We start from the raw sequence: 17,190 nt of genomic DNA, 5'->3' as shown, positions 1-17,190 counted from the left end.
ATGCATAAGAGATTGAATTGTCTTCCTTTATTGCCGCTATGCGCAACCGTCCGGGCGTCTCGTTTCGTCTGTCGCCAATTTCGAAGCCGATGTCGCATTGTAGCGCAGCGGCTGAAGGGGCCGAGAGCTATGATGTCATCAATCTCAAGGTGCCGTCTGCTAGGGAGGCGGAGAATTGGGAAGCCGGTCAAAATCCGGCGCTGCCCCCGCAACGGTGGTGGAGTAAGGCATGGCGGATAAAGCCACTGGGTCGGGTCGACCTGGGAAGGTGCCATGGGGTCCTGGCGACAGGGCCGCTCCAGAGCCCGGAAACCAGCCTTGGGCACATATGGTTTACTGACCGCGGCGGGCGGTCGGGACATTGCTTTGGGCCGTTCCCACCGGCCGTGCATGTCCTTCGCCCGTTTCTTGGTACTGCGCAAGGATAGGCAAATGGATATCAGCAGCAATGTTCTGCGGCAATTGAAGAATCGCCGTGAGGGTTTCAGCCTGGAGCAGCCCTTCTATACCGACCCGGATTACTTCAAGCTCGATATGGAGATGATCTATTATCGGGATTGGCTGTTCATCGGCCATGATTGCGAAGTGCCTCGCGCGGGCAATTATTTCACCGTCCAGATCGGCGATTATCCCGTCGTCATCGTTCGCGGTCGCGATCAGGTCATCCGTGCCTTCCACAATAGCTGTCGTCATCGCGGCTCGCGGGTCTGCACGACCGAGCGCGGCTCGTCGGCAAAGCTCGTCTGCCCCTATCACCAGTGGACCTACGAGCTGGACGGCTCGCTGCTCTTCGCCCGCCAGATGGCCGAGGATTTCGACAAGAGCCAGTACTCGCTGAAATCCGTTCACTGCGAAAGCGTCGGCGGCTATATCTTCATCTGCCTTGCGCAGAATGCGCCGGACTTCGCGCCGGTTCGTGCCACGATCGAGCCCTACATAGCCCCTCATCGTCTCAGCGAGGCCAAGGTCGCCTTCCAGAGCACCATCATCGAGAAGGGGAACTGGAAGCTCGTCTGGGAAAACAACCGCGAGTGCTACCACTGCGCTGCAAACCATCCCGAACTCTGCCGCACTTTTTCGGAAGCGCCGACGGTGAGCGGCGTGCAGGGGGCAATGAGCGATCCCGTGATCACAGCTCATTGGAAGCGCTGTGAAGCTGCCGGCCTGCCGAGCGAATTCAAGATCTCGCCGGACGGACAGTTCCGCACCGCACGCATGCCGCTGATCGAAGGGGCCGAAAGCTACACCATGTCGGGCCAGAATGCCGTCAAGCGGCCGCTCTCGCCGGATGTGACGATCAACAACATCGGTACGATGCTGCTGTTCCATTACCCGACGACCTGGAACCACATGCTCGGCGATCACGCGATTTCCTTCCGCGTCCTGCCGCTCAACGCCGAGGAAACCGCCGTCACCACCAAATGGCTGGTGCACAAGGATGCGGTCGAAGGCGTCGACTATGATCTCGAAGAGCTGACCCACGTCTGGACTGAGACCAACGATCAGGACCGCCGCATCGTCGAGGAAAACGCCTTCGGCATCCGCTCGCCTGCTTACGAGCCCGGTCCCTATTCGGAAATCCATGAAGGCGGCGTCATGCAGTTCGTCGAGTGGTACTCGAATTTCATGATCAACCGGCTGCAGGGCGATCAGGCCAAGCTGTCGGCGGTTGCCTGAGCATGAACATGACCGTCTCCCTCCGTCATCGACATCTCGACCAGATGCAGCCCTGGAGCGACAGGCAGCATCTGCTCGAATGCCTCTCGGTCACGCCGGAAGCGCCCGATGTGATGACCTTCACATTCGGGTCCGACAAGGACAACTGGTTCCGTTACCTGCCGGGCCAGTTCGTGACGCTGGAGCTGCCGACGGCGCCCGAGCCGGTCATGCGCACCTATACGCTGTCGTCGACACCGTCGCGGCCCTTTTCGGTCGCCGTGACCGTCAAGGCGCAGAAGGACAGCATCGGCACGCGCTGGATGTTCGAGAACCTCAAGCCCGGCATGCGCATCAAGGCTTTCGGTCCCCTCGGCGATTTCAGCCATATCCGCCATCCCGGCGAGAAATATCTCTTCGTGTCAGCCGGGTCCGGCGTGACCCCGATGATGGCCATGACCCGCTACATGGCCGACACGGCGCCGTTGTCGGACATCACCTTCGTCAATTGCTCGCGCAGCCCGGCCGACATCATCTTCCGTTCGGAGCTGGAATATCTCGCCCGCTTCATGCCGAACCTCAATCTCGGCCTGATCGTCGAGGGCTGCGGCCGCACCGAGCTCTGGTCGGGGCTGAAGGGTCGCATCGACAAGGCCAAGATCGGCTTGCTCGCGCCGGATTTCATGGATCGCACGATCTTCTGCTGCGGTCCGGAAGTCTTCATGGATGCGGTCCGCTCCATGCTGGAAGCGCATGGCTTCGACATGTCCCGCTACCATCAGGAAAGCTTCCAGCCGGCGAATGCGGCAACGCCGCTTGCCGAGGTCACCGATGATGCGTCGACCGAAGCTGCAACCACGATCCGCTTCACCATGGCCGGCAAGGACGTCGTCTGCGCGGCGGGGCAGACCGTGCTTCAGGCCGCGCGCGGCGCGGGCGTACGCATCGGTGCGGCCTGCGAATCCGGCCTCTGCGGTACATGCCGCGTCATGAAGCTTTCGGGCGAGGTCGAGATGAACCACAATGGCGGCATCCTCGATGACGAGATCGAGGAGGGCTATATCCTCGCCTGCTGTTCGCGGCCGAAGACGGATGTCCAGGTCGAAGCCTAGAGCAAACTCCAGGAAAAGCGTGCAGCGGTTTTCCGTCCGGAATTGCGCGAAAAAATATCATAGAGCGGTAACGCTATTCCGTTGTCGCTCTAGAAATCCTGATAATTCAGCTCATTGATCTCCACCGGCTCAGACCGACGGGTCGAGGCCGTGACGATGGGATCGATCACCAGCGAGATAAGCGTCTGCCGCGGTCCGTTGCAGGTCGGTGCCTGTGCGATCATCACGTCGGGCGCAGGCAACGGTTTGGCAGGCAGTAGCTCGCCTTGCGGCCAGATCTTGGCAAGCTGTATCTTGGTCATTGGTACAATATTGACGTCGATATCGGTCAATGTGCCCGGAACGCGGTAGGGGCAGCTCTTTTCGGAACAATTGTCCGATGAAGCGAACTGCCAGATGGCATAGCTGTCCCAATTGCCGAGCGGGAAGGTGCCGATCACGTCCGGCTTGTAGCGCGCGTACCACAGCGGCAGCCGCGACAGCAGCGGATAGATGTCGCGATGATCGGCGATGTAGCGGGCGATGTTGTGGTTGGTATAGAGGATGGGGTAGCGGCCGGTTCTGACCTTGATATGGGCGACGAAGACCTGGGCATCCTCCAGCGACATGAATTGCGTGGAGTCCATGCCGTCGATATCGAGCACCATCAGCTCGTCCGGCTGCGGATCGGCATAGTCGAGAAAGTGATTGGCCTGGTCGATGGGATTGCCGGGCCGCCCCAGATGGTAGGCGCCCCACAACAGGCCGTTCATCTTCGCCAGCATGCGGCGCGTCTGATACAGCTCGCGACTGACGGCGTATTTGCGCCACATCGTCTTGCAGTGTGCGACCGTGTCGCCGGCATGGTCGCCTGTACAACTGAAACTTTCGGGCAGACCGTCGGAGGCCTTGGAGATGAAGCCGGCGATCCGCTTGTCCTGCAGAAACGCATTCCAGTCGATGGTGTTCAGTTCATAGGCGTCGATGATGAGGGCGTTTCTCGGATCCGTCCAGGGTCGACTTTCACCGGCCGAAAGCTTCGTAGCCGGCCCCATGAGGGCCAGGACCATCAGAAAGCTGCAAATCAAGGCGTAAGTCTGCCGGGATCCTTTCATGAAATAATAGTAAGGATTGCTGGTTAATCTTGGGTTAAGGATGAAATCACTATAAATTCATCGTGGAGCCCTCGCATAACTCCTTAAATTGGTAGGGATTTGAGGAACAGAATAACGTGTTGCCGCGTTTCTCGCCGTCTGTTCGGACATGCGACGAAGCAGGCATTTCAACCCTGCTCGGGAAGCATCCCGATATCGAACGCCAAACGCCTGAGCACAAGACAAACCAGGGAATGGAGATAAGAATGCTTGGTTTCCGTGCGAGAATTGCGACCATCGCTATTTCGGCCGCTGTTACCCTGACGAGCTTCACGCCGTCCTTCGCATTGCAGATGCCTGCCGCACCGGTTGCGCCCGCCGAAAAGACCGCGCCCGCCAATATCGAGCAGGTTCAATGGCGCCACTATCACGGTGGTTACTATCGCCGGGGTTGGTATGGCGGCTATCGCGGTTACTCGGGCTATCGCCATGGCTATCGTTACCATGACGGCTATTGGTTCCCGCTGGCCGCCTTCGGCGCCGGTGCGATCATCGGCGGCGCGATTGCCAGCCAACCGCGCTATTACGCCGCTCCGCCTCCAGCCGGCGGCATCAACCCGCGTCACGTCGAATGGTGCTCGGATCGCTATCGCTCCTATCGCGCTTACGACAACACCTTCCAGCCCAATCAGGGCCCGCGCCGTCAGTGCTACTCACCCTATTATTGAGCGACGCTTAGAGGTTCATCGATGCGAGCCGCCCGGCACATGCCGGGCGGCTTTTCATGCATAGTCAGATGTCAGAGAATGTTGATCCGTTTGAGCAACCACCATGCCAGCAGCATGGACGCGACGATGAAGCCGATCGCATATTGCGTACCGCCTGTCCCGCCGGAGAGCGGCAGGTTCGATGTGTTCATGCCGAAGAAGCCGGTCACCAGCGTCGGCGGCAACAAGAACGCCGTCATGATCGACAGGATATAGAGATGGCGATTGATCTCGGAGGCGAGCTTCGAGTCGATTTCTTCATGCAGTAACCGGGCGCGCTCCTGGAGCGCATAGATATCATGCTCGACCGCTTCGAGCCGGCTCGTCAGGCGCCCCGCGACATCCTCGAAGCCGAGCGGCATTTCCTCGTCGTCCGAGGCGGCGGCGTGGCGCATCAGCGACAGGACTGTGCGCAGATGGCGATGCAGCCGTACGATCGTCCGTCGGATCGGCGGAAGCCGCGTGCGCTCGTCGCGCGACGTGTTCCCGTGAAGGAAGTCCTCGATAGAATTCAGCTCTTCGCTCATCTCGATGACGACCGAGATCATGGAGCGCTGGAATTCGACGACCAGCAGCTCGAAAATATCCAGCGGACGGGAAAATCGCGCCGCATTCTTTTCGATCAGCATACGCCCCCGGTCCAGACTGCGAAGCGGCTGCAGCCGGCTGGTGATGAGCATGCGGTCGGTCAGCGCAAAATGCAGCCAGCCGATGTCACGAGTGTCCTGACCGAACTCATGCTGGAAGTCGACCAGCGTGCCGAAGAGCATCTGTTCGTCGACGGTAAGCATCGCATGCGTCTCGTGCGTGGTCAGCGCTGTGCGTGCCGCTTCGTTCAACCCAGGTACGTCCGCAAGGAAGGTTGGGACGCGGGCATCCACGAGATTGAGATGCAGCCAGAGGAAACCGTCTCCGCCAAAGAGCGTGGCGCGATCGGTATCGTCGGGCAACCGCTCCGGCTTGTCTGCGCCGGGATGGAGACGATAGGCCCAGACAAAGCCGGGTATCGTGATGGCAGACGTGATCGTGTTCATGGCCAGATCATTCGGATTGTCGGAACAGTTGCCTTAGTCTTCGTTCATGACGATTGTTTATGCAAGTCTGCCCGTTGTTTGAATAATCGCATGCGCGGGCGCAGATGTCTCAGCCGCGCAGCGCGTGCAGGGCGAATGTGTCGTTCGAGTTCGCAATCAAGTGGAAATGAGCATCGCATCGCCTTTGTAAAATTGACGTTTACGTAAAAATCAACTAGCTATAACAACACGTCGACGATGGCCTGGGTGAGGCGGGCCATCGGACCACAAATGCGGAGGAAAGCATCATGTACAAGGCGCCTGTCGAGGAAATCGCGTTCACGCTGAAGCATGTCGCCGGCATGGAGCGGGCGATGGAAGAGGGCATCCTCGGCGATCTCAGCGCCGACGTCCTCGATGCCATCCTGGCGGAGGCTGGACGTTTCGCCGGCGACGAGATGGAGCCGCTTGCCGAAATCGGCGACAGGCAGGGCGCGAAGCTGGTCGACGGCAAGGTGGTTCTTCCGGACGGATGGGAAAAGCTCTATCGCGACTGGATCGCCGGCGGCTGGAACGGGTTGACCGCGCCGGAGGAGTTCGGCGGACAGGGCCTGCCACATATGCTGAATATCGCGACGCTGGAAATGTGGAATTCCGCTTCGATGGCGTTTGGTCTTGCCCCGACGCTGACCATGGGGGCGGTCGAGGCACTCATCGCCCACGGCAGCGAAGACCTGAAAAAGACATACCTGCCGAAGCTCGTATCAGGCGAGTGGGCCGGCACCATGAACCTGACCGAGCCGCATGCCGGTTCCGATGTCGGGGCGCTGCGCACGCGTGCAGAGCGCCGCGACGACGGCACCTATCGTCTCTTCGGCCAGAAGATCTTCATCACCTGGGGCGATCACGAGGCGGCGGAAAACATCGTCCATTTCGTGCTCGCCCGGCTTCCGGACGCGCCCGCGGGCACGCGCGGCATATCGCTTTTCCTCGTGCCGAAATTCCTCGTAAACGATGATGGATCGCTTGGCGTCCGTAACGATTATTTCGCCCATTCTCTGGAGCACAAGCTCGGCATCCACGGCTCGCCGACCTGCACGATAATCTATGGCGATGGCAAATATGGCGCCGAAAAAGGAGCTGTCGCCTGGCTTGTCGGCGAAGAGAACAAGGGGCTCGCCTGCATGTTCACGATGATGAACAATGCGCGCCTCGCCGTCGGCATTCAGGGCGTGGCAATTGCGGAAGCCGCCACCCAGAAAGCCATCGCCTATGCCAGCGAGCGCACGCAGGGCCGCGCGCCGGGCACGACGGCGACGGGCATGAGCCCGATCATCGAACATCCCGATGTCGCCCGCATGCTGCTGACCATGAAGGCGCTGACGCAGGGTTCGCGCGCCATCTGCTATGCCTGCGCCGAGGCGATCGATATGTCGCATCGCGATCCCGAAAAGGCACGCTACTGGCAGGAGCGCGCCGCGCTGTTGACGCCGATTGCAAAATCCTTCTCGACCGATGCCGGCGTCGATGTCGCCTCGCTTGGTATCCAGGTCCATGGCGGCATGGGCTTCATCGAAGAGACGGGAGCGGCACGCCTGCTGCGGGATGCCCGCATCGCGCCGATCTATGAAGGCACCAACGGCATCCAGGCGATCGACCTCGTGACCCGCAAGCTGACCATTGCGAACGGCGATCAAGTGCGCGCCTTCCTCGGCGAATTGCGCGGGATCGCCGATGCCGTCGCCAGATCCAATCTCGACGGCTTCGGGGAAACGGCGCCGCGGCTGGAATCGGCCATCGCCGATCTCGAAAAGGCAAGCGAATGGCTGCTCTCGCGACAGGCCGAAGGCGCCGTCGCCGAGGCGCTGGCGGGTGCGACGCCCTATCAACGGCTCTTCGGTCTCGTGCTGACCGGAGCTTATCTGGCCAAGGGGGGGGTGGTCGATGCGGCGGATGGCGAGGCCGGAAAGCGCATCGCGCTTTGCCGCTTTGCTGCCGAGAATCTTCTGGCCGAGACCGCCGCTCTCACTGACCGTATCGCCGCCGGCGCGTCGAGCCTTGAAGCTGCCCGCATCGCGCTTGCCTGAGAAGATCTAATGACCGACCATATTATCATCGAACGTCCCGAGACCACGCCGCATGTCCAGATTATCCGGTTCAACCGTCCGGAAAAGAAGAATGCGATCACGCGCGCCATGTACCAGGCGATGACCGATGCGCTGAAGGCGGCGGACGACACGCCGGATATCCGCGTCAACGTCTTCCTCGGCACCGAAGGCTGCTTTTCCGCCGGCAACGACATGGCGGATTTCCTGGCCTTCGCCATGGGCGGAAGCATGGGCCGCGAAGTGCTGGATTTCCTTGCCGCACTGGCCACGGCGAAGAAACCGGTCGTCTCGGGCGTGGACGGCTTGGCGATCGGCATAGGCGCCACGATCCACCTGCATTGCGATCTGACGGTGGCTTCCGAGCGTAGCCTGTTCAAGACGCCTTTCGTCGATCTTGCCCTCGTCCCCGAAGCGGCCTCCAGCCTGATTGCGCCGCGCCTGATGGGTCATCAGCGCGCCTTCGCCCTGCTCGCCCTCGGCGAAGGCTTCTCCGCCGCCGAAGCAAAGGAGGCCGGCCTGATCTGGAAGGTGACCGCACCCGAAGCGGTGGAGGCTGAAACGCTATCGTTGGCTGCCAAGCTTGCGGCCAAGCCGCCGGAGGCGCTGCGGATCGCGCGTGACCTGATACGGGGCGAACCGGACGCTATTCTTGGTCGTATCGCTGAGGAAGCCGAGCTTTTCGCGACACGGCTGAAAACCGCCGAAGCCCGTGCAGCATTCGAGGCGTTCATGAAGCGGTAACTACATCACCCGCCCTCATGGTGAGGAGGCCCGAAGGGCCGTCTCGAACCACGAGGGTCGGCCACCCAACGCGCGTCGAAGAGAACTACTTCTCCAGCGCCACGACCACCTCGACATGCGAGGTCCACAGGAATTGGTCGATCGGCGTCACTTTGGTGATGCGATAGCCCCCTTCGGTCAGCAGCGCGAGATCGCGTGCCAACGTTAAAGGGTTGCAGGAGACGGCGACGATCTTCTTGACCTGGGAGCGGGCCAGTTCCTTGCACTGGAATTCCGCCCCGGCGCGCGGCGGATCGAAGACGACGGCGTCGTAGACCTTCAATTCCTGCTTCATCAGCGGCCGGCGGAAGAGGTCGCGGCGCTCGATGGTGACCGGCTTTAGCCCCTGCGTGTTGCGGGCGGCGTAATCGAGCGCGGCCAAGGGCTTGGCCTCGCCTTCCACCGCGTGCACCCGTCCGATCCGCGCCAGGCGAAGCGAGAAGGTGCCGCTGCCGGCGAAGAGATCGGCGATGCGCTTGGCCTTGCCGACATGGGTCGTGACCAGCTCGGCCATGGCGTCTTCGGCCTGCTTGGTCGCCTGCGTGAAGGCGCCGGGTGGCGGCGAGACCTGCACGCCGCCGAAATCGATCATCGGCTTTGCCGGTTCCACCAGGATTTCGCCGTTCACCGAGACGCGCGCGATGCCGCGAAGCGTGAGCACCATTTCGATCGCGCTCCGACGCTGCTTGTCGGAAAGGGATTTGACGTCGTCGACGGCGAGATCGAGGCCGGAAGGCATCTCCAAAACGGAGATGCGGAAGGCTTCCGCGTTGACGGCGAGTGCCGCTGCGACCGCCGTGATCGCCGGCAATTGCGACATGATCCCGGACGAGGCGATGGGACATTCCTCGATTGCGACGATGTGGTGGCTTTCGGCCTGGTTAAAGCCGATCAGCGTGCCCTTCTCGGTCTTGCGCGCCGCGAAGACGACCTTGCGGCGCTCGCCGGAATGGGCGGCGATAATATCATCCACCTCGGGCGTCAGGCCCTTGGAACGGAGCGCGTCGATCACGAGCTGCCGCTTGAAGGCACGGTAGGGCGCATCGGCATAGTGCTGCAGCGTGCAGCCGCCGCAGGTGCCGTTGACGCCATCGGGACCGAAGTGCCGACAGTGCGGTTCCCGCCGGTCTGGCGAGGCCGCTGCGATCGACATCAACGTGCCCTGGCTTTTCACCCGCGCGATGGCGACGCTTTCGCCCGGCAGCGTAAAGGGCACGTAGATCGGGCCATCAGCGCCTTGCGCGATGCCGTCGCCCTGGGCGCCGAGCTTCTGGATGGTGACGGTTTCGGTGCTCATGGCTTGATCCCTGCGAGAAGAAATTCGTGGTTGCCGTCGCCGCCTGATATCGGCGAGGCGATGAGGCCGAGGCTCTGCCAGCCCATATCCTCGCAGAACCAGCGTTTGAGCTCGGCAGCAACGGCGGGAGCAGAGGAGGGGTCTTTCAGAAGACCGGCCTTGCCGATCGCATCGCGCCCTGCCTCGAACTGCGGCTTCACCAGCAACACGGCGCGCGCGCCCGGCTCGGCAAAAGCCAGCGCCGGCGCCAACGCCAGCTTCAGCGAGATGAAGGAGACATCGGAAACGATGAACGAGATCGGCTTGCCGATATCCTCGGCCGTGAGGTTGCGGGCGTTCAGCCCCTCTATACTGGTCACGCGCGGATCGGCCGATATGCGCGGATGCATCTGCCCATGGCCGACATCGATGGATGTGACATGCGCGGCGCCACGCTGCAACAATACCTCGGTAAAGCCGCCGGTCGACGCGCCGACGTCGAGACAGTGCTGCCCTTTCGGATCGAGCTGGAAATGATCGAGTGCCGCGACCAGCTTCAGGGCCGCCCGCGAGACATAATCCTGGGCCGGATCGTCGATCGCGATCTGCGCCTCTTCGGTGAACAGCGTGCCCGGTTTGGTCACAACCTTGCCGTCGACGGTCACGGTGCCGCGTTGAATGGCATCGCGCGCCCGCGATCGGCTGGCGAAAAGCGAAAGGGTGACGAGAAGCTGGTCGAGGCGTTGCGGTTCTGACATAGGCAGTCCATGCCGGGCAATGCAGTGCGTTGCAAGCCTTTTGTGCCGATGTCGCCGTTGACGCCGGGCTGCAGCCGGCCATAATCGCACAAATCAACGGTTGAGAGGGCATCATGCGAAGAATCGGTGGCTATGCGGCGCTATTGGCGATGTTCGCCGCTCCGGCCTTTGCGAACGATACCATGGCCGAGTTGAAGACCGGCGGTCTCGCCTATGTCCGCACCGGCGATATCAGCATGGACGAGGAGAAGCTCTTCATTTCCGCGGCCCAGGTGCGCGTCGACTATGTCTTCGAAAACACATCCGACAAGGACGTCGAAAGTCTCGTCGCTTTCCCGATGCCCGATATCAAGGGTGATGTCGACAGCATGGTCGATGCCGGAAATGTCGACGCCGACAACTTCCTGGGCTTCACCGTCACGCAGGACGGCAAGGCGATCGTACCGACCCTTCAGCAGAGCGTCACGGTCGCGGGCGTCGACATGACGGATGAATTGAAGGCGCGCGGCGTACCGTTACTGCCGCTCAGCAAGACGGCCATGGATGCCGTCGCCAAGCTGCCCGTCGATGTCTTGGAAGACTGGACGGCTCGCGGGTTGATCGTTGATGACGAATATGACAATGACGGTCAGGGCATGAAGCATCATCCGACGCCGATGTGGACGCTGCATACCACCTATTGGTGGCGCACCAAGTTTCCGGCCAAAGCCAGGATCGGCGTACAGCATAGCTACAAGCCGAGCGTCGGCGGCACCGTGGCCATTACGTTTGCCGGCGACCAGGACTACCAGAAGCAGCAGCTGCAGGCCTACCGCAGCAAGTATTGCGTCGACGATGCCTTCCTGAAGACGGCGACCAAGCTTTCCGCCACGGCCGACAAGGGCGGCCGCACCTATACCGAGAGCTGGATCTCCTATGTGCTGACCACAGGTGCCAACTGGTCCGGCCCGATCAAGCATTTCGAGCTGACGGTCGACAAGGGCAGTCCGGAAAACTACATCAGCTTCTGCGGCACCGACGTCAAAAAGACCGGGCCGACCTCCTTTCAGATGACGGTGCAGGATTTTTATCCCGAACACGATCTGGATATCTTGATCCTCGCCGCGCCCCCCGGGAACTGAGCCAGGTTTAAACGGCGTATCGTCAAAATTAAACAATTTTAAAGCCGTAGCCTCTACCGATGTCCGTGATTGCGATGGTCTGTTTCAGGATCAACGCCTGCCATGACGGCTTCACGCTTCCGCGTCCCAATCATGCCCTTCCCTGAATTTTTCGAGCATCCGCCGTCCTTTCCCACGGCCTATCGATGCTCGCCAGGACCGGCGCTCAGGAGGCGCTCGCTTATGTTTGCGAAAAAACTGTCGCTGAATGGCAAGCTTGCCATAACGTTCACGGCGCTGATCGCCATTTTCGCCTGCGTTTCGGCATTCGTGTATTCCAAGGAAGAGATGTCGGCTGGAGCTGCAGCGGAGCAGGCCAGGTCGCAGCAGCTCGTCAATCTCATCGACGACTCCTTGCAGGCAATGCTGGAACAGGCGGTCAACCTGCGCGGCTTCCTCCTGCTCCACAGCGACAGCACCTATGCCGATGTTTTCGCCAATCGCGACCGGATGTTGAAGAGCATCGCCGCGGCCAAGCAGGTCGCCGCCGACTCTCCGGATCTGCTGCAGGCCATCGACAACATGCAGAAGGCCGCGGATATCTATTTCCATCAGCTTGCAGAGCCACAGACGAAGGCTCGCAAGGAAACCGACATGCCGCTCGACCAGATCGTCAAGATCGGTCAGAACGAAACCAAGGGCCAACTCGACGGCTTCCGCGAGGCGGCCGCAAAGATCAAGCAGGCAGCCCGCGCCAAGGCCGGCGACCTGGCGGCGACGCAGGATCAGGCCAATGGCGATCTGCGCCTGACGCTCGTCGTGGGCGGCATCCTCGTGGCGCTGATCGCCGCCGTTCTTGCCTGGCTGCTGTCGCGCATCATCGTTCGCCCGATCGTCGGCATGACCGCCGCCATGGGACGTCTGGCCGGCGGCGAGCACGATATCGACGTTCCAGCCGTTGGCCGTGGCGATGAAGTCGGCAGCATGGCCGATGCCGTTCTCGTCTTCAAGCAGGCGGCGATCGAGAAGCTGCGCCTCGCCGGCGAGACCGATCGCATGCGCGATGACGCCGAGCGTCAGCGCCAGGTGAGCGATGATCAGAAGGCGCGCGAAGAAGGTGAAATCCGCTTCGCTATGGAGACGCTCGCAGGTGGGCTCTCGGCTCTCGCCGCCGGCAATGTCGCGGCGCGTCTCGACCGCACCTTTGCGCCGCAGTTCGACAGCGTTCGCGCCGATTTCAACAATGCCGTCGAAAAGCTGGAAGCGGCCTTGCAGTCAGTCGGCACCAATGCCGCCGCCATCAATGCCGGCGCCGACGAAATCCGTTCGGCCGCCGACGATCTTGCCCATCGTACCGAGCAGCAGGCCGCCGCCGTCGAGGAGACTGCCGCAGCCCTGGAAGAGGTCACCACGACGGTCCGCGATTCGGCCAAGCGCGCCGAGGATGTCGGCCATCTCGTCGAGCGTGCACGCCTCGGCGCCGAGAAGTCCGGTGAAGTGGTGCGCAAGGCGGTATCCGCCATGCAGCAGATCGAAAAGTCCTCGGGCGAGATCAGCAACATCATCAGCGTCATCGACGATATCGCCTTCCAGACCAATCTGCTTGCCCTGAACGCCGGTGTCGAAGCCGCCCGCGCCGGTGATGCCGGCAAGGGTTTTGCCGTCGTCGCCCAGGAAGTCCGCGAGCTTGCCCAGCGGTCCGCCAATGCCGCCAAGGAAATCAAGGCGCTGATCACCACGTCGAGCGATCAGGTCAATACCGGCGTGTCCCTGGTCGGCGAGACCGGCAAGGCTCTGGAATTGATCGTTTCGGAAGTTCAGGAAATCAATCGTCACGTCGGCGCGATCGTCACGGCGACCCGCGAGCAGTCGACCGGCCTGCAGGAGATCAACACTGCGGTCAACAACATGGATCAGGGCACGCAGAAGAATGCCGCCATGGTCGAGGAACAGACCGCAGCCAGCCACGCACTCGCCCGCGAAGCCGCGGCACTGAATGAGCTGTTGCGCCAGTTCCGGCTCAGCAATGCGCCGCAGGCAACGTCCGCGCGTCCCGCAGTCGCAACGGCACGCTCGAAGCCTGCTGTATCGCCGGCCCGGGCGCTCGGCCGCACGGTGGCCAAGGCCTTCGGCGGCAAGGCAACCGCGGCTGCGGCCGCTAAGGACGAATGGGAAGAGTTCTGATCGTCCTTCGATGAACGACCCCGCCTGGGTCGTTCATGGCGAATCATCTCCGTAAACAGCATCGGCCTGCCGCTCAGCGACGGGCCGATGCTATTGAGAGGCCGAGAAAAAACGACGAGGTCTCCAGCTCCGTTCTATTTTGGCGCATCTGTCGCGACAACGGACAACAGCTCTTTTGCGTGGCACGCGTGCCTTGAGCGCCATCAACGCCATGCCAGCCGCCCTTCTCCTCAGCATTTGTTAAATATTTAAGCGATGAGAGGGTTGCGCTGGGCCTCGAACCACCTTTTTTATAGGCCTCGTGATGATTGCCGAGGGAGATTCGAATGGGACGGCTCGTCCGAGTTCCGACCAATGAAACACAGAGACTTTTAGCGGTACGCTCCCTGAACGCGATTCATAGCAGTCCGACGCCGGAGCTTTCCGTCCTTGCGGAGCTGGCAAGGGGCGTTTTCGGCACACCCTATGCGGCGATCAATATCATCGACGAGGACTGGCAGCGCATTGCGGGGCAGGCGGGCCTCGAGATTGCCGAATGCTCCCGCGATATGTCGATCTGCACGCGCGTGGTCTTTGACGACGAATTGCTTGTTATACCCGATCTGGCTGAAGATACCGAGTTGATGGTCGCGCCCTTTGTCGTGGAGGATCCGCGTTTTCGCTTCTATGCAGGCGCACCGGTCCGATTGGAGAATGGCCAGCCCGTAGGTGCCTTCTGCATTCTCGATCAGTCGCCGAGGCGCTTTTCCCCGAGCGAGGAGCAGAGCCTTTTGCGATTTGCGCAGATCGCAAGCGCTCTCCTGTGTCTTCAGAAGACGAATCTGCTAATGGGTATCGCTGAAAACGGCTTGCGCACTGCCGCCATGACCGACCCTCTGACCCGCTTCTTCAACCGTTCGGCATTGGATGCTGTAGTCGACGGAGCATTGAGCGCCGCTGTTGCAGCTGACCGGAATTTCGGCGTCCTTTATCTCGACATGGATGGCTTCAAGTCGATCAACGACCGCTTCGGTCATAATGTCGGCGACGAAATTCTGTGCGAGGCGGCAGCACGCATCCGCTCGGTCATCCGTACCGATGATATCGTCGTTCGTATGGGAGGCGACGAGTTCGCGATATTCGTGCCGGCCCCTCCCGACAGGAACGCGCTTGTTTCATTGTCCGAACGATTGCTTATGGCATTCAGAGCGCCGTTTACGGTCGATGGCGTATCCATTTTCGCAAGGCTGAGCATCGGCGCTGCACTCGCGCCCAACGATGGCGCGACGCGTATGCTGCTGCTCAGGAATGTCGATGCTGCGCTTTATCAGGCAAAGGCAGCCGGCCGCGACCGCGTGGCAGTTTTCAATGCGATCGATTCTTGATGGCATCAGGCGGCCGTAGACCCGCCTGATCCTATCCGCATTATCCGGCAGCCTCGACGATCCGGCCGTGGCCCAGCGCCCTGAACACCGTCTGCACGATGCCTGCGCGGTCGAGGCCGGCTTTGGCATTCATGACTTCGGGCTTCGCCTGGTCCATCCAGATATCGGGCATGACGAGCGTGCGGATCTTCAGGCCGTTGTCGAGCAGGCCCTCGCTGGCGAGGAACTGCATGACCTGGCTGCCGAAGCCGCCGACCGAGCCCTCTTCGATGGTGATCAGCATCTCGTGGTGGGCAGCAAGCTGGCGAATGAGATCGTGGTCGAGCGGCTTGGCGAAGCGGGCGTCTGCGACCGTCGTCGGCAGGCCGGCGGCGTCGAGATCCTCGGCCGCGGCAAGGCTGTCGGCGAGACGCGTGCCGAAGGAGAGCAAGGCGACTTTCGACCCCTGCTTGACCACGCGACCCCTACCGATCTCCAGAATCTGGCCCCGTTCGGGCATTTCGATGCCGACGCCTTCGCCGCGCGGATAGCGGAACGAGATCGGCCCTAGATCGTAGGCGGCCGCCGTCCGCACCATATGCTTCAGTTCCGCCTCGTCGGCGGCAGCCATGACGACGAAGCCGGGCAGGGTCGCCAGAAAGGTCGTGTCGAAGGACCCGGCATGCGTCGGCCCGTCGGCGCCGACGAAACCGGCGCGATCGATCGGGAAGCGCACCGGCAGACCCTGGATCGCCACGTCATGCACCACCTGGTCATAGGCGCGCTGCAGGAAGGTGGAATAGAGCGCGGCAAAGGGCTTGTAGCCCTCGGCGGCAAGGCCGGCAGCAAAGGTCACGGCATGCTGCTCGGCGATACCGACGTCGAAACAGCGCTTGGGATAGAATTCCTGGAGCTTGTCGAGGCCGGTACCATTAGGCATGGCGGCGGTAATGCCGACGATCTTGTCGTCGAACATCGCCTCCTGCACGAGAGCATCGGCAAAAACGCTGGTGTAGCTCGGCGCATTCGGTTTCACCTTGGCCTGCGCGCCGGTGATGACGTCGAACTTGTTGACGCCATGATATTTGTCGGCGGCCGCCTCGGCCGGGGGATAGCCCTTGCCCTTCTGCGTCACGACATGGATCAGCACCGGACCTTGCGCATTGTCGCGGACGTTGCGCAGCACCGGCAGCAGATGCTCGAAGGAATGGCCGTCGATCGGGCCGATATGATAGAAGCCCATCTCCTCGAACATCGTTCCACCGGTCACATAGCCCCGCGCGTGCTCGACGGCGCGTGTTATGGCGCGATCGACCTTCTTGCCGAGATAGGCCGTCAGTTTCTTGCCGAAATCGCGGAAGCCCATATACGTGCGGCCGGAGGCGAGGCGGGCGAGATAGGCGCTCATCGCGCCCGTCGGCGGCGCGATCGACATATCGTTGTCGTTGAGGATGACGATCAGCCGCGCGTCGAGCGCGCCGGCATTGTTCAAGGCTTCATAGGCCATGCCGGCCGACATCGCGCCGTCGCCGATGACGGCGATGACCCGGCGGTCGGTCCCATCAAGCTCGGCGGCGACTGCCATGCCGAGGCCGGCGGAAATGGATGTGGAGGAATGCGCGGCGCCGAAGGGGTCGTATTCGCTTTCGGCGCGGCGCGTGAAGCCCGAAATGCCGCCTTCCTGGCGCAGCGTGCGGATGCGGTCGCGCCGTCCGGTCAGAATCTTGTGCGGATAACACTGATGCCCGACATCGAAGATGAGGCGATCGTTCGGCGTATCGAAAACGCTGTGGATGGCAATGGTGAGTTCGACGACGCCAAGACCGGCGCCGAGATGTCCGCCCGTGCGCGATACCGCATCGATCATTTCGTCACGGACTTCGCGGGCGAGTTGCGGCAAGTCCCGGTCCTCCAGCTTTCGCAGGTCGGAAGGATAATGGACCCGGTCCAGCAGCGGCGTCTCTGGCATTTGTGTCAAGGCAGAAGCCTCTTTCTTGCTATTCTTGGGCGGTTGCCCGCC

Annotated in this window: 13 protein-coding genes and 1 riboswitch; of the genes, 8 read left to right on the top strand and 5 right to left on the bottom strand. The window is 61.6% G+C overall.

Annotated features, from left to right (window positions below; genetic code table 11):
- Positions 1-130 precede the first annotated feature (130 nt).
- Positions 131-335: riboswitch (cobalamin riboswitch) on the top strand.
- Positions 336-432: 97 nt separating this feature from the next.
- Together GA0061101_RS02410 and GA0061101_RS02405 are read left to right on the top strand one after the other, a co-directional pair.
- Positions 433-1,677: an aromatic ring-hydroxylating oxygenase subunit alpha gene (locus GA0061101_RS02410; protein ID WP_037198552.1), complete on the top strand. Its 1,245-nt coding sequence runs from the start codon at positions 433-435 to the stop codon at positions 1,675-1,677.
- A gap of 2 nt (positions 1,678-1,679) precedes the next feature.
- Entirely contained in the window at positions 1,680-2,768 is a 1,089-nt protein-coding gene (locus GA0061101_RS02405) for an FAD-binding oxidoreductase (protein ID WP_037198554.1), read from the top strand.
- Between the two features lie 89 nt (positions 2,769-2,857).
- Here the strand turns inward: GA0061101_RS02405 and GA0061101_RS02400 are convergent, their stop codons facing one another.
- Positions 2,858-3,817 carry a glycoside hydrolase family 25 protein gene (locus tag GA0061101_RS02400; protein WP_245297425.1) on the bottom strand — a complete coding sequence of 320 codons (960 nt, stop codon included), beginning with the start codon at positions 3,815-3,817 and terminating at the stop codon, positions 2,858-2,860.
- Between the two features lie 290 nt (positions 3,818-4,107).
- On the opposite strand from GA0061101_RS02400, the gene GA0061101_RS02395 reads away from it, so the two are divergent.
- Positions 4,108-4,569: a BA14K family protein gene (locus tag GA0061101_RS02395; protein WP_037198556.1), complete on the top strand. Its 462-nt coding sequence runs from the start codon at positions 4,108-4,110 to the stop codon at positions 4,567-4,569.
- Between the two features lie 71 nt (positions 4,570-4,640).
- Here the strand turns inward: GA0061101_RS02395 and GA0061101_RS02390 are convergent, their stop codons facing one another.
- Positions 4,641-5,642, bottom strand: a complete 1,002-nt coding sequence (locus tag GA0061101_RS02390) for a transporter (RefSeq protein ID WP_047560718.1) — start codon at positions 5,640-5,642, stop codon at positions 4,641-4,643.
- A gap of 287 nt (positions 5,643-5,929) precedes the next feature.
- On the opposite strand from GA0061101_RS02390, the gene GA0061101_RS02385 reads away from it, so the two are divergent.
- Positions 5,930-7,708 carry an acyl-CoA dehydrogenase family protein gene (locus tag GA0061101_RS02385; RefSeq protein WP_092572939.1) on the top strand — a complete coding sequence of 593 codons (1,779 nt, stop codon included), beginning with the start codon at positions 5,930-5,932 and terminating at the stop codon, positions 7,706-7,708.
- A 9-nt stretch (positions 7,709-7,717) separates the two neighbouring features.
- Positions 7,718-8,470: a crotonase/enoyl-CoA hydratase family protein gene (locus GA0061101_RS02380; protein ID WP_047638896.1), complete on the top strand. Its 753-nt coding sequence runs from the start codon at positions 7,718-7,720 to the stop codon at positions 8,468-8,470.
- 85 nt (positions 8,471-8,555) lie between these two features.
- On the opposite strand, the gene GA0061101_RS02375 is transcribed toward GA0061101_RS02380, so the two are convergent.
- Positions 8,556-9,806: a class I SAM-dependent RNA methyltransferase gene (locus tag GA0061101_RS02375; RefSeq protein WP_092572938.1), complete on the bottom strand. Its 1,251-nt coding sequence runs from the start codon at positions 9,804-9,806 to the stop codon at positions 8,556-8,558.
- Complete coding sequence (locus tag GA0061101_RS02370) at positions 9,803-10,543, bottom strand: TlyA family RNA methyltransferase (RefSeq protein ID WP_092572937.1); 741 nt, start codon at positions 10,541-10,543, stop codon at positions 9,803-9,805. Before GA0061101_RS02370 ends, GA0061101_RS02375 begins: the two co-directional genes overlap by 4 nt.
- A gap of 113 nt (positions 10,544-10,656) precedes the next feature.
- Here GA0061101_RS02370 and GA0061101_RS02365 point away from each other — a divergent pair, with 113 nt between their 5' ends.
- From GA0061101_RS02365 to GA0061101_RS02355, 3 genes are all read left to right on the top strand, one after another.
- Entirely contained in the window at positions 10,657-11,664 is a 1,008-nt protein-coding gene (locus GA0061101_RS02365; RefSeq protein WP_092572936.1) for a DUF4424 domain-containing protein, read from the top strand.
- A 222-nt stretch (positions 11,665-11,886) separates the two neighbouring features.
- A complete protein-coding gene (locus GA0061101_RS02360; protein WP_047560768.1) occupies positions 11,887-13,827 on the top strand; it encodes a methyl-accepting chemotaxis protein in 1,941 nt (646 codons plus the stop codon).
- A 326-nt stretch (positions 13,828-14,153) separates the two neighbouring features.
- Entirely contained in the window at positions 14,154-15,191 is a 1,038-nt protein-coding gene (locus tag GA0061101_RS02355; protein ID WP_047560706.1) for a sensor domain-containing diguanylate cyclase, read from the top strand.
- Positions 15,192-15,231: 40 nt separating this feature from the next.
- On the opposite strand, the gene dxs is transcribed toward GA0061101_RS02355, so the two are convergent.
- Positions 15,232-17,148: a 1-deoxy-D-xylulose-5-phosphate synthase gene (dxs, locus tag GA0061101_RS02350; RefSeq protein ID WP_047638891.1), complete on the bottom strand. Its 1,917-nt coding sequence runs from the start codon at positions 17,146-17,148 to the stop codon at positions 15,232-15,234.
- Positions 17,149-17,190: the final 42 nt, after the last annotated feature.

The sequence above is a fragment of the Martinezella lusitana genome (assembly GCF_900094565.1).
Taxonomy (GTDB): Bacteria; Pseudomonadota; Alphaproteobacteria; order Rhizobiales; family Rhizobiaceae; genus Rhizobium; species Rhizobium lusitanum.
This window is presented reverse-complemented; position numbering and strand designations above follow the sequence as displayed.

What these genes read in the sequence shown, in the direction of transcription:
- GA0061101_RS02365 (WP_092572936.1), top strand. Translation starts at nt 10,657, where the DNA reads ATGCGAAGAATCGGTGGCTATGCGGCGCTATTGGCGATGTTCGCCGCT.
- GA0061101_RS02395 (WP_037198556.1), top strand. Translation starts at nt 4,108, where the DNA reads ATGCTTGGTTTCCGTGCGAGAATTGCGACCATCGCTATTTCGGCCGCT.
- GA0061101_RS02385 (WP_092572939.1), top strand. Translation starts at nt 5,930, where the DNA reads ATGTACAAGGCGCCTGTCGAGGAAATCGCGTTCACGCTGAAGCATGTC.
- GA0061101_RS02370 (WP_092572937.1), bottom strand. Translation starts at nt 10,543, where the DNA reads ATGTCAGAACCGCAACGCCTCGACCAGCTTCTCGTCACCCTTTCGCTT.
- GA0061101_RS02405 (WP_037198554.1), top strand. Translation starts at nt 1,680, where the DNA reads ATGAACATGACCGTCTCCCTCCGTCATCGACATCTCGACCAGATGCAG.
- GA0061101_RS02390 (WP_047560718.1), bottom strand. Translation starts at nt 5,642, where the DNA reads ATGAACACGATCACGTCTGCCATCACGATACCCGGCTTTGTCTGGGCC.
- GA0061101_RS02375 (WP_092572938.1), bottom strand. Translation starts at nt 9,806, where the DNA reads ATGAGCACCGAAACCGTCACCATCCAGAAGCTCGGCGCCCAGGGCGAC.
- GA0061101_RS02400 (WP_245297425.1), bottom strand. Translation starts at nt 3,817, where the DNA reads ATGGTCCTGGCCCTCATGGGGCCGGCTACGAAGCTTTCGGCCGGTGAA.
- GA0061101_RS02410 (WP_037198552.1), top strand. Translation starts at nt 433, where the DNA reads ATGGATATCAGCAGCAATGTTCTGCGGCAATTGAAGAATCGCCGTGAG.
- GA0061101_RS02360 (WP_047560768.1), top strand. Translation starts at nt 11,887, where the DNA reads ATGTTTGCGAAAAAACTGTCGCTGAATGGCAAGCTTGCCATAACGTTC.
- GA0061101_RS02380 (WP_047638896.1), top strand. Translation starts at nt 7,718, where the DNA reads ATGACCGACCATATTATCATCGAACGTCCCGAGACCACGCCGCATGTC.
- GA0061101_RS02355 (WP_047560706.1), top strand. Translation starts at nt 14,154, where the DNA reads ATGGGACGGCTCGTCCGAGTTCCGACCAATGAAACACAGAGACTTTTA.